Raw genomic sequence first — 15,177 nt, 5'->3', positions numbered from 1 at the left:
TCGAGCAGCCCGTTGGCCGTGCTGGTGTTCGTGTCGCGTTGCCGGGGAGGACGCCTGGTCGGCGCCGGTCGGTTGCAGCGATCAGTAGGGTGCCGCACATGACACAGTCCGGTTCCGAGTTGCAGCGCACCCTGGGAGTCGGGGACGCCGTGGTCATCGGGCTCGGCTCGATGGTCGGTGCGGGGATCTTCGCGGCGCTCGGCCCCGCGGCGCGGGCGGCCGGGTCCGGGCTGCTGCTCGGGCTCGCGGTCGCCGCCGTGGTTGCCTACTGCAACGCGATGTCCTCGGCCCGGCTGGCGGCCCTGTATCCCGCTTCTGGCGGCACATACGTCTATGGGCGCGAGCGGCTCGGCGCCTTCTGGGGGTACCTGGCGGGCTGGTCCTTCGTCGTCGGCAAGACGGCCTCCTGTGCGGCGATGGCGCTCACCGTGGGCGCGTACGTCTGGCCGGGGCAGGCGCACGCGGTGGCGGTCACGGCCGTGGTGGCCCTGACCGCGGTGAACTACGGCGGCGTACAGAAGTCGGCCTGGCTGACGCGGGCGATCGTGGCGGTGGTCCTGGCGGTCCTCGCTTCCGTGGTCGTCGTGTGCCTCGGCTCGGACGCCTCCGACGCCGGGCGGCTGGACATCGGCGTCTCCGCCGGTGCGGGCGGGGTGCTTCAGGCGGCCGGGCTGCTGTTCTTCGCGTTCGCCGGGTACGCGCGGATCGCGACGCTCGGTGAGGAGGTACGGGATCCGGCGCGCACCATCCCACGCGCAATCCCGCTGGCTCTGGGCGTCGCGCTCGTGGTGTACGCGGCGGTGTCGGTGGCTGTCCTTTCCGTGCTCGGGTCGGGTGGGCTCGGGCATGCCGCGGCGCCGCTGGCCGACGCGGTGCGGGCGGCCGGTGTGCCGGGGCTCGTGCCGGTGGTACGGGTGGGTGCCGCCGTGGCCGCGCTCGGCTCACTCCTTGCCCTGATCCTGGGCGTCTCGCGGACGACGCTGGCCATGGCCCGTGACGGTCATCTGCCGGGCGGCCTGGCCGCCGTACATCCGCGCTTCCATGTGCCGCACCGGGCGGAGCTGGCCGTGGGCGTGGTGGTCGCGGCACTGGCCGCGACGGTGGATGTGCGGGGTGCTATCGGGTTCTCCTCCTTCGGTGTGCTGGCGTACTACGCGGTGGCCAACGCATCCGCCTGGACACTGAGTTCGGCTCCGGCAGCGCGGGTTGGGCCGGTGGTGGGGCTCGTCGGGTGCGTGACGCTGGCGTTCGCGCTGCCCGGGGCTTCCGTGGTGGTGGGCACGGCTGTGCTCGCGGTGGGGGCTGCGGCGTACGGCGTACGGCGGTGGGTGGCTGCGCGGTAGCCACCCACCGCGGTTGGGGCGCGCCGCTGTTGCGCCGCCGACGGAGACGCGGCGTGCCACTGCTTGCGCCGCCGACGCGGACGGGGGGTGCCACCGCTTGCGCCGCCGACGGAGACGCGGCGTGCCGCCGCCTGGGCCTGCCACGAGGTCGGGGCCGACCACGGCGGCGCCCGACACTGTCGCCTCCCTGCGCCCTCGCACCGCCCTCGCGGCGGGACGGTGGGCTAGGAGGCCTGTGCCGCCGCTGTGCGTATGCGGAAGTCGGGCCAAGGCGCCATGTCCGTACTGTCATTGGACTCCTCGTACCAACCCGTGCCGTCTAGCCAGGCGGTCATCCAGGTCGTGAGGTCGGGTGCGTCCACGTACCAGGCGTGGTCGGCCTCGTCGGCATTCGGCTCGAACAGCAGGACAGGGCCCTCGGGGCTGTGGCAGTCCACGCACGCGTACATTCCGCAGCCCCAGTGGGATATCGGCAAGATGCCCTCGGGCCAGGGCCAGTCGGGGTCCTTGCGGCCGCTTTCACGGTTGGCGAGGTACTGCGGAACGACCGCAGGTTCACCGGACGGGGGGCCGTCGAGCAGGGGCAACAGGCCGTATTCCGGACCGAATCCGCCGTCCCCTATACGCAGGTAGAGCGCGGCGAGCAGGGGCGGCAGAGCGAAGCCCAGAGCGGCCTCCGCGCGGGAGAGTGCGGCAGCGTCCACAGGTTCGGGGAGCGAAGGCCAACCCCACGGCCGGGTGTTGCGGGCCTCTGAGGCGACCCGTGCCAGCAACTGCTCGATTTCGGTCATGGGTTCATGATGCAGCGCGTCACTGACAATCGGGCGGGCTGTGGACAACCCTCAGGCGAGACGGACGTCGACACGCTTTTCGACGAAGAAGGCGAGCAGTTCTTCAAAGGTCAGCGGGCGACAGCCGGTGTGCGGAGTGACGCCGAGGCAGGTGCGGGCGACGTGCGCGTCGTGCCAGACGAGCGTGAACGGCGGCTCGGCGCCCCAGCGGCCGCGCAGGCAGTCGTTGAGGGCGTCGAGGCCCCAGCCGAAGTACCCGCCGGGACCGTTCACCGCCTCGCCGAGCGCGCAGAAGAAGCCGCGCTCGTCGAGGATGTGGCGGCCGTCGAGGTGGTACGTCACGCCCAGGGGCCTGTCCGGCTCACCGTGCATACGGTTTTCCAGGGCTGTGCCGAGCCAGAAGTCACGGCCCTTGGGGCCGCACCGCGCCCAGAGATTACGCGTGGAGGGGCGTCCCTTCCACCACAGGTCCCAGACCTCCGAGGCCGCGGTCGGCGGGCGCTCCGACCAGGGTTCGAGGGTCAGGTCGATCAGGCCGCGGCCACGCGCGGACGGGATCCACGCGGTGAGTTCGCCCTCCACGGCCGACTGGACGGTGCAGCCGTGCGTGTCAAGGCGCAGCACCTTCGCGTGCCCCAGGTCCTCTTCGCCCGCGTTCAGAGCCCTCTGGAGGGCTCCGCGGGGTAGGCAGCCGAGCAGACGCAGCGGGGGCTCCGTGGGTTCGGGTCGCTGTTCGTACCGGACGTGCGCCAAGTCCTTGCAGGTGCCCCACGGGGCCTCCTCGGCGCTGAGTAACCGATAGCCCGGTGAGAGCGGCGGGCACTGTGGATAGTCGGACCCGTTGTCCTGCGACTCGGACGCCTCGATGGTGAGGTCGCGGAGCGACAGGTCACGCGCGCACGGGCGGTCGCCGAGGACGCGTACGTCCTCCAAGTGCCACAGCCAGACACCGACGCGCTCGCCCTTCTTGTCGAGGGTCTCCAGGGCGAGAGAGCCGAGCGGCGCCGAACCCTCGGCACGCGCACGTGCGAGGGCGGTACTCAACTCGCCGTCGGGCACGCAGCCGAGCAGTTCGTACGTCCCGCGCGCGGGAGGGGGCGGGTCCCCGAAGAGACCCTCGGTCTCCGCGCACGTGGCCCATGTCTCCTCGTACCCGTCCTCGCCGTTGAACTCGGCCTCGGAGTCGTACGAAAGCAGCACGTACCTCGGCGGCTCCACCCCCGCGCCCACCTCCTAGCGCGACGCGAACGGCTGGTCCGTACGCACGATTTCGCGCCCCAGGGGGAGCAGCGAGACCGGGATGAGCTTGAAGTTGGCTATGCCGAACGGGATGCCGATGATCGTGATGCACAGGGCGATACCGGTGACGATGTGGGCGAGAGCGAGCCACCAGCCCGCGAGGACCAGCCACAGGACATTGCCGATGCAGGACGGCGCGCCCGCGTCGTGGCGCTCCACCGTCGTGTAGCCGAAGGGCCACAGGGCATAGATGCCGATGCGGAAGGCGGCTATGCCGAAGGGGATGCCGATGATGGTGATGCACAGCAGCACACCCGCGGCCAGATACCCGAGGAACAGCCAGAAGCCGCTCAGGACGAGCCAAATGACGTTCAGAATTGTCTTCACTGGTTGCGACCTGCCATCTGCTCGAGCCGGGCGATCCGCTCCGCCATCGGCGGATGCGTAGAGAACATCTTCGACATTCCCTGTCCCGGGCGGAAGGGGTTCGCGATCATCATGTGGCTGGCGGTCTCGATGCGTGGCTCCGGGGGCAGCGGCAGCTGCTTGGTGCCCGCGTCGAGCTTGCGCAGCGCGCTGGCGAGCGCGAGCGGGTCGCCGGTGAGCTGGGCGCCGGACGCGTCCGCCTCGTACTCCCTGGAGCGGCTGATGGCGAGCTGGATGAGGGAAGCGGCGATCGGTCCCAGGATCATGATCAGCAGAAAGCCGAGGATGCCCGGGCCCTCGTCGTCGCTCGAGCGGCCGACCGGGATCAGCCAGGCGAAGTTGACCAGGAACATGATCACTGAGGCGAGGGCGCCGGCGACCGACGAGATCAGGATGTCGCGGTTGTAGACATGGCTCAACTCGTGGCCGATGACGCCGCGCAGCTCTCGCTCGTCCAGGATGCGCAGGATGCCTTCGGTGCAGCAGACGGCTGCGTTGCGCGGGTTGCGGCCCGTCGCGAACGCGTTCGGCGCCTCCGTCGGCGAGATGTACAGGCGTGGCATGGGCTGGCGAGCCTGGGTGGAGAGCTCGCGGATCATGCGGTACAGGGCCGGGGCCTCGAATTCGCTCACCGGGCGCGCGCGCATCGCGCGTAGAGCCAGCTTGTCGCTGTTCCAGTACGCGTAAGCGTTCGTCCCGATCGCGATGAAGAGTGCGACGACGAGGCCGGTACGCCCGAAGAAGCTGCCGATGACGATGATGAGTGCGGACAGTCCCCCGAGGAGTACGGCGGTCCTGAGCCCGTTGTGCCGGCGGTGCACGGTACGCCCTCCAAGTGGTACGGCAGGGGAACCCTTTGCTTACTGATGCTCTGCTTCCACTCTTCAGTGGACCCTCCCGTACTGGTCAACGCCAGACGGGGAGCACTAGTTCCCTTGTGCGCGCGGCGGTGCGCGTGGGCCGTCCGGGTGGTGGCGGACGCCACTTCACGCGCGCGTGGGCCACGAACTCACGCGCGCGTGCCCTGTGAATGTCAGAACAGCCCGGTGGCCGAGAAGCGCAGGACCAGCTGGGGTGCCCCGGAGAGGGCGATTCCCAGGACGGCCGTCAGGGCGATCGCCGCCGTGAGCGGAGCCGGGACGCGGTGCTTCCCGGGCTCGCCCTCGGGAGCACGGAAGAGCAGGGTCGTCCACTGGAGGTAGTAGAAGAGCGCGATCACGACGTTGACGGCCATGACCACGGCCAGCCAGCCGAGCCCCGCGTCGACGGCCGCCGAGAACACGGTGACCTTGGCGAAGAGACCGATGATGCCTGGGGGCAGGCCCGCGAGGCAGAGCAGGAAGAAGCCGAGGAGCAGCGCCGACAGGGGGCTTGCGGCATACAGGCCCCGGTAGTCGCTGATGCGGTTCAGGGGGCTCCTGCGGGCGACCAGGGCAGCCACGGCGAAGGCTCCCAGGTTCACCGCGGCGTACATCAGGGCGTACGCCACGGTGGAGCCGATGGCCTTCTCGGCGTCCTTGGAGTAGGCGGCGGCCGCGATCGGCACCAGGAGGTAGCCCGCCTGCCCGACGGAGGACCAGGCGAGAAGTCGTACCGCGCTGTACGCGCGCGTGGCCTGCTGCCGCAGGGCGCCGACGTTGCCGACCGTCATGGTGAGGGCGGCCAGGGCTGCCAGCGCCGGGCCCCAGACGTCCGCGTACGACGGGAAGGCGACGACGGTGACGAGGATCAGCCCGGAGAAGCCGACCGCCTTGCCGACGACCGACAAGTAGGCGGCGATCGGCAAAGGCGCCCCTACATAGGTGTCGGGCACCCAGAAGTGGAAGGGCACGGCGGCCGTCTTGAAGGCGAAGCCGACGAGGGTGAGGACGACGCCCGTCTGGGCAAGCGCGTGGAACTGTCCGTCGACGTGCTGGATCTTGTCCGCGACCCGGGTGAGGTAGAGGGTGCCGGTCGTGGCGTAGACGAAGCTGACGCCCATGAGGCTCACGGCGGTCGCGGTGACGGAGGACAGGAAGAACTTCAGGGCCGCTTCGGAGGACTTCTTGTCACCGCGCTTGATGCCGACGAGCGCGAAGGCGGGCAGGGAGGCGACTTCCAGGGCGACGATGAGGGTCGCGAGGTCTCGGGAGGCGGGCAGCAGGGCGGCGCCCGCGGCCGAGGAGAGCAACAGGAACCAGAACTCCCCTTCGGGGAGTTCCTTGTTGGCGTCCTTCAGCGCCGTGACCGACAGCAAGGCCGTGAGAAGCGCACCGCCGAGAACCAGGAACTGGATGACGAGGGTGAACCGGTCCGCCGTATAGCTGCAGACGTTCGCGTTGCCCGTCAGACAGAAGGTGGCGCGATCGCCGTCCAGGATGGGCAGCAGCAGCAGCGCGGACGCGGCGAGGCCGGCCACGGACACCCAGCCGAGCACCGCCTTCTTCGCCTCGCCGATGAAGAGGTCGGCGACGAGCACGACGAGTCCGACGACCGCGGCAAGGGTGGGCGGCGCGATCGCGAGCCAGTCGACGGACTGGACCAGGGAGCTCATCGGGTGCCTCCTGCGAGGAGCTGCTGTACGGCCGGATCGGTCAGACCGAGGAGAGCCCTGGGCCACAGGCCGGCGACGACGGTGAGGGCGACGAGCGGCGTCCAGGCCGCGAACTCGTAGCTCTGGACATCGGCGAGCTTCGGGCTCCCCGGCTGCGGGGTCGCGCCCATGCAGACGCGGCGTACGACGACGAGCATGTACGCGGCGGTGAGGAGCGTGCCGAAGGCGGCGATCGACATGAACGTCAAAAACGCGGGGCGGCTGAGGTCTTCGGCGGGCTTGAACGCGCCGAACAGCGCCAGCATTTCACCCCAGAACCCGGCGAGGCCCGGCAGCCCGAGTGAGGCGACGGCGCCGAAGGCGAGCAGGCCGCCGAGGCGCGGGGCCTTTCCGTACAACGCGGCGCCGCTCCCCTCGGCGAGCGTGTCGAGGTCGGTCGTGCCCGTGCGGTCCTTCAACGCCCCGACGAGGAAGAAGAGGAGGCCGGTGATGAGGCCGTGGGCGATGTTGGCGAACAGCGCGCCGTTCACGCCGGTCGGGGTCATCGTCGCGATGCCGAGGAGTACGAAGCCCATGTGGCCGACGGACGAGTAGGCGATGAGCCGCTTGAGATCGCCCTTCGCGCCCTGTTTGGCGAGGGCCAGGCAGGCCAGTGATCCGTAGATGATCCCGACCACGGCGAAGGCGGCGAGGTAGGGGGCGAAGGTGCGCATGCCGTCCGGCGCGATGGGCAGCAGAATGCGGACGAACCCGTACGTACCCATCTTCAGCAGCACACCGGCCAGCAGGACCGAGCCGACGGTGGGCGCCGCCGTGTGGGCGTCGGGCAACCAGCTGTGCAGCGGCCACATCGGCGTTTTGACCGCGAGTCCGATTCCGATCGCCAAAACGGCGATGACCTGCACGGATGTGGTCAGCCCGCGGCCGTTGTCAGTGGCGAGTGCCACCATGTCGAATGTGCCGGACTTGATTCCGATCAGGAGCAGGCCCAGCAGCATGACGACCGAACCGAGCAGGGTGTAGAGGATGAACTTCCAGGCGGCGGCCTGGCGCTGTGCACCGCCCCACCGGGCGATGAGGAAGTACATCGGGATGAGCACCATCTCGAACGCGAGGAAGAACAGCAGCAGATCGAGAACGGCGAAGGTCGCGAGCGTGCCGGACTCGAGGACGAGCAGCAGTGCGACGAAGGCCTTCGGGGTCGGGCCCGCGGGCATCTTGAAGTAGCTGTACAGCGCGCAGAGGAAGGTCAGCAGCGCGGTCAGGACCAGAAGGGGGAGGGAAATGCCGTCGATGCCGAGGTGGATCCGCACGTCGAGTGCGGGGATCCAGCTGATGTCCGTCGTGGCCTGCATCTTCGACGGGTGGTCGTGGTCGAAGCCGAGCGTGAGGACGATCGCGGCGATGAGCACCGCGCCGGTGACCGTCACGCCGTGCCGCAGCACGGCCTGCTCGGGCGACTTCCCCTTCAGCCCGGGCGGGGCCGGAAGAAGAGCCGCGGCGGCCCCGATGAGCGGGCCGACGACGATGAATGCCAGAAGGATCTGCATCACGGATTCACTGATATCGATCACGCCTGCTCACGCTCCCGTGGCGACGAGGAGGGCGGCGACCACCAGGACGACGGTGCCGGCGAGCAGCGCGCTCACATAGGTCTGCACATTGCCGGTCTGGGCACGCCGTACGGCCGCGCCGAGCCAGCGGGGTAGGGCGCCCGCACCCCGTACGTAGGTGTCGACGACCTCGCGGTCGAGGAACCGGACGAGTGAGGCTCCGGCCTGGACCGGGCGGACGAAGAGCACCGAGTACACGGCGTCGAGGTGGAAGCCGACGGCCGCATGGCGGTGCAGCGGGCCGAGCAGCAGTCGGCCCGGGTCCGCCGGGTCGGACGCGGAAGCCACATCTCCGAACGTCGGCGCGTGCATCGCGATCGCCTCGGCCTCGACGGTTCCGGCGTCGGCATCGGGGTGGGCAACGACCGCACCGTGGGGGTACCCCCGCTCGAGCGGAGCCGAGAGTGGGGGAGGTACGCACGCAGCCATCGCGCTGGTGTGCCGCCAGGCGCCGTAGGTGACCAGTCCGCCGACCAGAGCGAGCCCCGTGCCCAGGACGGAGGTGGTGAGGACCGGCGTCAGATCACGGCCGTCGAACCAGTCGGGCAGCGGGCCGTACGCCAGACCGAAGGCGAGCGACGGGACGGCGAGCACCCACAGCACGACCGTCATGGTGAGCGGCTGTCTGCCGTGGTCGGGGGCCTCGGCGCCCTGGCCGCGGAAGGCCAGCAGCCACAGGCGGGTGGCGTACGCGGCGGTGAGTACGGCGGTGATCAGGCCCGCGACGAGGACGATCCAGCCCGAGGCACCGGGGGCGTGCTCGGTGTGGCCGGTGGCGACGTGCTCGGCGGCGCCGAGGACGGCCTCCTTGGAGAAGAAGCCGCTGAACGGCGGGATCGCGGCGAGAGCGAGCAGCGCCACGGTCATCGTCCAGTAGGCGTCGGGGACTCGGGCCCGCAGATCCTTCATACGGGACATCACGGCCAGCGAGTTGGTGCCGGAGGCGTGAATGATCACGCCCGCGGCGAGGAACAGCAGCGCCTTGAAGGCGCCGTGGGCCAGGAGGTGGAAGACGGCGGCACCGCGGTCGCCGACGGCCAGGGCGCCGGTCATGTAGCCGAGCTGGCCGATCGTCGAGTACGCGAGGACGCGCTTGATGTCGTCCTGGGCGAGCGCGGCGAGCGCCGAGCCGGCCATCGTGATCGCGGCCATGGCGGCGAGGACGATCATCGCGGCCGAGGAGGCCTGGAAGACGGGGAGGAGCCGGGCGACGAAGTAGACACCGGCGGCGACCATCGTCGCGGCGTGGATCAGCGCGGAGACGGGCGTGGGGCCCGCCATCGCGTCGGGCAGCCAGGTGTGCAGGGGGAACTGCGCCGACTTGCCCGCCACACCGGCGAGGAGCAGCAGCGCGACCAGCGTCGGATGGTGCAGTCCGCCGCTCGCGACGGTGCCGAGGACCGTGGTGATGCGGAAGGACCCGGCGTCGGTGGCAAGAGCGAACAGACCGATGAGGAAGGGGACATCGCCGAGCTTGGTGACGAGGAAGGCCTTGATCGAGGCGGCGCGGGCCTCGGGGGTCTCCCAGTAGTGGCCGACCAGGAAGTACGAGCAGATGCCCATGATCTCCCAGCCGACCAGGAGCACCATCAGGTCGCCGGAATAGACGACGCCCAGCATCGCGGAGGTGAAGAGGGAGACGAGAGCGGCGTATGAGGGGTAGCGCGGGTCGTCGCGGAGGTAGCCCGTCGAGTAGATCTGCACGCAGGAGGCGACGAAGGCGACCAGTACGGCGACGAGGGCGGCGAAGCCGTCGATGTACAGGGCGAGCTCGATGGGGACCGAGCCGGTCGGGGTGAACTCGGTGTGGGTATCGATGGCCTGGCCGCCGCCCTGGCGCACGGCGACCAGCACGGCGAGGACGAGCGAGACGAGCGGAGGCAGAACGGCGAGGGGTCGTACGAAGCCGGGGGCCGTGCGCCCGAGGAGGAGTCCGGCCACGGCGCCGAGGAACGGGAGGAGGGGGACGAGGACGGCGAGGGTGGTCGTGGTCACGCGGTGGCCTCAGCCTTCTCGTCTGCCGTGACGGTGGCCTCGTCGGGGCCGTGCGGCTCGGCGCTGTCGCGGAGCTTGTCGATGTCGGCGGTGCCGCGGCCCCGGTACACGGCGAGCACGATCGCCAGGCCGATGCCGATCTCGGCTGCGGCGATCGTGATGGTGAACAGGGTCAGCGCCTGGCCGGAGTGCAGCGTGTCGCGGGCGGCCCTGGAGAGCCAGACGTCGAAGGCGACGAGGTTCAGGTTGACGGCGTTGAGCATCAGCTCGACGGACATCAGGACCAGGATCGCGTTGCGTCGCGCGAGGACTCCGTACAGGCCCGTGCAGAACAGGAGGGCGGAGAGCACGGCGGGATAGGCGAGGTGCATCAGCGGGTCCCTTCCTCGGCCGGGGTCTGCTCGCCGGAGGCCGTCGTGTCGGCGGCGGTGCGGCTCGGGGGCAGGGTGCCCGACGGCGTGCCCGGTGTCGGGAGGGCCGGTGCGGCCTTGTCCGCGGCGGCCTTGCGGGAGAGGACGATCGCGCCGACCAGGGCGGCGAGGAGGAGGACGGAGAGCGCTTCGAAGGGGAGGACCCAGTTCTGGAAGAGGCTCGCTCCGGTCACCTCGGTGGAGCCGGCGGCGGCTCCGTCCAGGTCGACCCAGGTCGTGCGGAAGGCGTCGACGACGACCCAGACCAGGGCCGCGGCCGCGGCGACGGCCACGGTCAGGGCGGCCCAGCGATTGCCGGAGTCGGCGTCCGGGGAACGGCCGATGGGCGCCTTGGTGAGCATCAGACCGAACAGGAGGAGGACAACGACGGAACCGACATAGATGAGGACCTGCACCCAGGCGATGAACTCGGCCGTGAGCAAGAGGTATTCGACAGCGAGGCCGCCGAGCGTGGCCACCAGCCACAGGGCGGCGTGCACCAGCTGCTTGGTGGTGACGGTGACGATCGCGGCGCCGAAGGTGACCAGGCCGACGAGGAGGAAGGCGATCTCGACGCCGGTCGGGGAGAGGAAGGCGTGGCTTTCGGCGGCGGTGGTCGTGGCCCGCGCCGCGGCGGCCGTGGCTGCTGCTGCGAGGCTCACGACTCGCCCTCCCGCGGCTCGGAGGACTCGGAGCCGCCCGTGGCCGGGGACTCGCCCGGCTCGGAGGCCTGGGTGGGAGCCTGGGGCTCGGTCCCGGCCGGAGCCGGGGGCGCGGCCTGCGCCGCTTGTTCGGCACGCTCGGCCTGCGCTGCTTGCTCGGCCTGCCCGGCGGCGAGTTGCTCGGCAGCCAGCTTGTCGGCGGTCTTGCGGGCGGCGGCGATCTCCTTCGGTTCCTCGGCGCCGGGGTCGAGGGCGGGCGGGGCCGGGACGGTCCACATCCACTCACGGAGCTTGTCGCGCTCGTGGGTGAGTTCGTGGATGTCGGTCTCCGCGTACTCGAACTCCGGGGACCAGAACAACGCGTCGAAAGGACAGACCTCGATGCAGATACCGCAGTACATGCACAGGGCGAAGTCGATGGCGAAGCGGTCGAGGACGTTGCGGCTGCGCTCGCGGCCGCCGGGGGCCGCGGGCGGGACCGTCTCCTTGTGGGAGTCGATGTAGATGCACCAGTCCGGGCACTCGCGGGCGCACAGCATGCAGACCGTGCAGTTCTCCTCGAAGAGGCCGATGACGCCGCGGGTGCGGGGCGGGAGTTCGGGCTGGGCGTCCGGGTACTGCGCGGTGACGGTCTTCTTCGTCATCGTGCGGAGGGTGACGGCCAGGCCCTTGGCGAGACCGGAGCCGGGAATGGGGGCCACTAGGAGATCACCACCTTGACGATGCCGGTGAGGGCGATCTGGGCGAGGGAGAGGGGGACGAGGAGGGTCCAGGAGAGTTTCTGGAGCTGGTCCTCGCGCAGGCGGGGATAGGTGACGCGCAGCCAGATCACGACGAAGGCGAGGATCGCGGCCTTCAGGAGGGTCCAGACCCAGCCGAGGCCGTCCGCGCCCCACGGGCCGTGCCAGCCGCCCAGGAAGAGGACAGTGGTCAGGCCGCACAGGACGACGATTCCGGCGTACTCGGCGAGGAGGAAGAGTGCGAAGCGCAGGCCCGTGTACTCGGTGTACGCGCCGAAGATGATCTCCGAGTCGGCGACGGGCATGTCGAAGGGCGGGCGCTGGAGTTCGGCGAGGCCGGCCACGAAGAAGACGATCGCGCCGACGATCTGCCAGGGCAGCCACCACCACTCGAAGGCGTCGACGATGCCGGGGAGCGAGACCGTCCCGGCTGCCATGGCCACCGAGGCGGCGGTCAGCAGCATCGGGAGTTCGTAGGCGAGGAGCTGGGCGGCGGTACGGAGGCCGCCGAGGAGGGAGAACTTGTTGGCCGATGCCCAGCCCGCCATGAGCGAGCCGAGGACGCCTACGCCCATCACGGCGAGCACGAAGAAGATGCCCGCGTCGACGACCTCGCCGACGGCGCCCTCACCCGGGCCGATGGGGATGGCGAGCAGGACGAGGAGGTACGGGAGGAGGGCTACGGCGGGGGCGAGTTGGAAGATACGGCGGTCCGCGCCCGTGGGGACGACGTCTTCCTTCTGCGCGAACTTCACGCCGTCCGCGACGAGCTGGGCCCAGCCGTGGAAGCCGCCCGCGTACATCGGGCCGAGGCGGCCCTGCATGTGAGCCATGACCTTGTGCTCGGTCTGACCGACGATCAGGGGGAACGTCAGGAACACGACGAAGACGACGAGGAGTCGCAAGGCGACGTCGAGAGCGTCGTTCACTGCGGGCCTCCGGAGGGATCTTCGGGCTCGGGTTCGGGGTCGGGGTCGGGTTGGGGCTTGGCGGTGGGGCCAGGAACAGGGGCAGCGTCCGGCTCGGCCGACGGTTCCGGGGCGGCCTCGGGTTTCGGAGCTGTGCCAGGTTCCGCTTTCGGAGCTGTGCCAGGTTCCGCGACACGGTCCGGTTCCGGGACAGCGCCGGGTTCCGCGACAGCATCCGGCTCTTGCGCGATCTCGGGTTCCGGGACAACGTCCGACTCCGGACCGGCTGCGGGTCCCGACGTGTCCTCAGGACGTCGCTCCGACTTCGGCTCCGGCTCCGGCTCCGGCTCCGGCTCCGGCTCCGGAGAACGTCGCTCCGGCTTCGGCTCCGGTTCGGCGAAAGCGGGGCGGGCGTGGTGCCACGGAGCATCCGCGCTGTGCGGCGCGGCGGGGGGCCTCGCCGGAGTGGCGGGAGCCGTCGGCTCGGCGGCAGCCGCCCGTTGTGTCGCCGAGCCCTGGCTCGCGCTGCGCGTGCGGCGCGGTCCGGCCGGGGTCGTCGGTTCCGGGGTTGCGGGGGTGGACTTCGTCGCCTGCTGGTCAGGGGCGGGAGCCGTCGGCTCGGTGGAAGCCGGTGCCGAAGCGGTGGCCTGCTGCTCCGGCGGCGGAGCCGCCCCCTGCTGGCTGGCCGAACCCTGGCTCGCACTGCGCGCGCGGCGCGGTGGAACCGAGGCCTCCGCGGCGGCACCAGCCCCCGCGGCAGCAGCGCCACCGGCGGCAGCGGCCTGGCTCGCCGAGCCCTCCCCCGCGGTGCGGGCCCTGCGCACGGGACGGTCTCCGGCCGCGCGGGCGGCGCCGCGGGCCGGGCGGGCCGGGGCCGGCGGGAGCTGGCCCTTGAGGGGGCCCCATTCGTTCGGGTCGGGGACGCCGGGCGGGAGCATCTGGCGGCGCTTCGGGCCGCCGTGCTCGGACTCGCCGGGTTCCTTGGCTCCCGGCCAGGCCTTGACGACGCGGGCGGCCAGGACGAAGTCCTTGCGGAGGGGGTGGCCTTCGAAGCCCTCCGGCAACAGCAAGGGGTCGAGGCCCGGGTGGCCCTCGAAGTGCACGCCGAACATCTCGTGGGTCTCGCGTTCGTGCCAGCCGGCGCCCGCGTACACGGAGACCGCCGACGCGAGGACGGGCGTCGCGTGCGGAACGGTTGTACGGACGAGAAGGCGGCGTACCGCGGCCGGGGGCAGCGCCACGACGTGGGCCGCGACGCGGAAACCGGTGCCGGGTTCGTCGACGGCGCTCAGCCAGTCGAAGTAGGTGCAGCCCAGGGCGTCACGCGCGGTCTCCAGGGCGGTGATCCAGGACGTCGGCGGTACGTCGACCGTCAGGACCTCGTACGACTCCTCGGCCGTGGCTTCGGGGCCGAAGAGTTCCTCGACGGGTGCGGGGAGCCAGCCGACGGTCATCGGTCCTCCCCCGGGACGGGCGGCTTCACCAGGCCGCTCTGGAGCGCGGCAGCGGACGGACGTGCCGCCCCGGACCCGTACCGCTCGCCGAGCGACTCGCGGGCGATCTTCTCCTGCAGCTTGAGGATGCCCTGGAGCAGCGCTTCCGGGCGGGGCGGGCAGCCGGGGACGTACACGTCGACGGGGATGATCTGGTCGACGCCCTTCGTCACGGAGTACGAGTCCCAGTACGGGCCGCCGCAGTTGGAGCAGGCGCCGAAGGAGATGACGTACTTCGGCTCGGGCATCTGCTCGTAGAGGCGCTTGACGGCCGGGGCCATCTTGTCCGTGACCGTGCCCGACACCACCATCAGGTCGGCCTGACGGGGGCCCGGTGCGAACGGGATCACGCCGAGGCGGATGAAGTCGTGGCGGGCCATGGACGCGGCGATGAACTCGATGGCGCAACAGGCGAGGCCGAAGTTGAAGACCCAGAGCGAGTAGCGACGTCCCCAGTTCAGGACCACCTTCATGGGCTCGGGGGCCAGGCGGGCGAGCGCGCCCAGCCGCTTCGGCTCGGGAAGCAGCACCGGCTCGGGGGGCGAGGGGTTCACGTCCATGTCAGGACGCCCTTCTTGTATGCGTACAGCAGGCCGACGGCGAGGAAGCCGAGGAAGATGAACATCTCCACGAGCGTCGTGGCGCCGTAGCCGGGCGCGGCGAAGACCGTCGCCCAGGGAAAGAGGAAGATCGAGTCGACGGCGAAGATGACGTAGAGGAACGCGTAGACGTAATAACGGACCTGTGTGTGAGCCCAGCCCTCGCCCACCGGGTCGACACCGCACTCGTACGTCAGGAGTTTCTCGGGTGTGGGGACCACGGGCCGCAGCAGGCGGCCGGCCCCGAAGGCGACGGCGACGAAGAGCACGCCCACGACGGCGAGCAGTCCGACGACCGAGTAGGACTGGAAGTAGCCCGCCGCGACGACGGTCGGTTCCGGCACGTCAGCCCCTCGCTCCCTGACCTCGTATGCGCCCCGGAGTGCGCCGTCGCGCACTCTGTGATGCGCCGTGTTCGACGATCT

15 protein-coding genes are annotated in these 15,177 nt (G+C 70.7%); 1 reads left to right on the top strand and 14 read right to left on the bottom strand.

Annotated features, from left to right (window positions below; translation table 11 throughout):
• Window positions 1-98 precede the first annotated feature (98 nt).
• Window positions 99-1,343, top strand: coding sequence for an APC family permease (locus tag OG390_RS30750; protein WP_406172694.1), 1,245 nt, complete (start codon window positions 99-101; stop codon window positions 1,341-1,343).
• 224 nt (window positions 1,344-1,567) lie between these two features.
• On the opposite strand, the gene OG390_RS30745 is transcribed toward OG390_RS30750, so the two are convergent.
• The 14 genes from OG390_RS30745 to OG390_RS30680 form a co-directional block, all read right to left on the bottom strand.
• The gene (locus OG390_RS30745) at window positions 1,568-2,134 is read right to left on the bottom strand and encodes an SMI1/KNR4 family protein (protein ID WP_406172693.1); all 567 of its coding nucleotides are present in this window, start codon (window positions 2,132-2,134) and stop codon (window positions 1,568-1,570) included.
• 51 nt (window positions 2,135-2,185) lie between these two features.
• Entirely contained in the window at window positions 2,186-3,334 is a 1,149-nt protein-coding gene (locus OG390_RS30740; RefSeq protein WP_406172692.1) for a barstar family protein, read from the bottom strand.
• 33 nt (window positions 3,335-3,367) lie between these two features.
• On the bottom strand, window positions 3,368-3,760 hold the full coding sequence (locus OG390_RS30735) for a YccF domain-containing protein (protein WP_399077302.1): 393 nt from the start codon (window positions 3,758-3,760) through the stop codon (window positions 3,368-3,370).
• Window positions 3,757-4,620 carry a zinc metalloprotease HtpX gene (gene htpX / locus OG390_RS30730; RefSeq protein WP_406172691.1) on the bottom strand — a complete coding sequence of 288 codons (864 nt, stop codon included), beginning with the start codon at window positions 4,618-4,620 and terminating at the stop codon, window positions 3,757-3,759. Before htpX ends, OG390_RS30735 begins: the two co-directional genes overlap by 4 nt.
• Window positions 4,621-4,832: 212 nt before the next feature.
• Complete coding sequence (locus OG390_RS30725) at window positions 4,833-6,332, bottom strand: NADH-quinone oxidoreductase subunit N (RefSeq protein WP_406172690.1); 1,500 nt, start codon at window positions 6,330-6,332, stop codon at window positions 4,833-4,835.
• The gene (locus tag OG390_RS30720; protein WP_406172689.1) at window positions 6,329-7,906 is read right to left on the bottom strand and encodes an NADH-quinone oxidoreductase subunit M; all 1,578 of its coding nucleotides are present in this window, start codon (window positions 7,904-7,906) and stop codon (window positions 6,329-6,331) included. The genes OG390_RS30725 and OG390_RS30720 overlap by 4 nt, the downstream gene beginning before the upstream one ends.
• Before the next feature lie 6 nt (window positions 7,907-7,912).
• The gene (locus tag OG390_RS30715; RefSeq protein ID WP_406172688.1) at window positions 7,913-9,940 is read right to left on the bottom strand and encodes an NADH-quinone oxidoreductase subunit L; all 2,028 of its coding nucleotides are present in this window, start codon (window positions 9,938-9,940) and stop codon (window positions 7,913-7,915) included.
• Window positions 9,937-10,311, bottom strand: coding sequence for an NADH-quinone oxidoreductase subunit NuoK (nuoK, locus tag OG390_RS30710; protein ID WP_406172687.1), 375 nt, complete (start codon window positions 10,309-10,311; stop codon window positions 9,937-9,939). The genes OG390_RS30715 and nuoK overlap by 4 nt, the downstream gene beginning before the upstream one ends.
• Window positions 10,311-11,012, bottom strand: a complete 702-nt coding sequence (locus OG390_RS30705; protein ID WP_406172686.1) for an NADH-quinone oxidoreductase subunit J — start codon at window positions 11,010-11,012, stop codon at window positions 10,311-10,313. The genes nuoK and OG390_RS30705 overlap by 1 nt, the downstream gene beginning before the upstream one ends.
• Window positions 11,009-11,713: a NuoI/complex I 23 kDa subunit family protein gene (locus OG390_RS30700; RefSeq protein WP_406172685.1), complete on the bottom strand. Its 705-nt coding sequence runs from the start codon at window positions 11,711-11,713 to the stop codon at window positions 11,009-11,011. The genes OG390_RS30705 and OG390_RS30700 overlap by 4 nt, the downstream gene beginning before the upstream one ends.
• Window positions 11,713-12,681, bottom strand: coding sequence for an NADH-quinone oxidoreductase subunit H (locus tag OG390_RS30695; RefSeq protein WP_406172684.1), 969 nt, complete (start codon window positions 12,679-12,681; stop codon window positions 11,713-11,715). The genes OG390_RS30700 and OG390_RS30695 overlap by 1 nt, the downstream gene beginning before the upstream one ends.
• Window positions 12,678-14,114 carry an NADH-quinone oxidoreductase subunit C gene (locus tag OG390_RS30690; protein ID WP_406172683.1) on the bottom strand — a complete coding sequence of 479 codons (1,437 nt, stop codon included), beginning with the start codon at window positions 14,112-14,114 and terminating at the stop codon, window positions 12,678-12,680. Before OG390_RS30690 ends, OG390_RS30695 begins: the two co-directional genes overlap by 4 nt.
• On the bottom strand, window positions 14,111-14,713 hold the full coding sequence (locus tag OG390_RS30685; RefSeq protein WP_406172682.1) for an NADH-quinone oxidoreductase subunit B: 603 nt from the start codon (window positions 14,711-14,713) through the stop codon (window positions 14,111-14,113). Before OG390_RS30685 ends, OG390_RS30690 begins: the two co-directional genes overlap by 4 nt.
• Complete coding sequence (locus tag OG390_RS30680; protein ID WP_406172681.1) at window positions 14,704-15,096, bottom strand: NADH-quinone oxidoreductase subunit A; 393 nt, start codon at window positions 15,094-15,096, stop codon at window positions 14,704-14,706. The genes OG390_RS30685 and OG390_RS30680 overlap by 10 nt, the downstream gene beginning before the upstream one ends.
• Window positions 15,097-15,177: the final 81 nt, after the last annotated feature.

It is taken from the genome of Streptomyces sp. NBC_00996 (assembly GCF_045162675.1).
In the GTDB taxonomy this organism is placed as follows: domain Bacteria; phylum Actinomycetota; class Actinomycetes; order Streptomycetales; family Streptomycetaceae; genus Streptomyces.
This window is presented reverse-complemented; position numbering and strand designations above follow the sequence as displayed.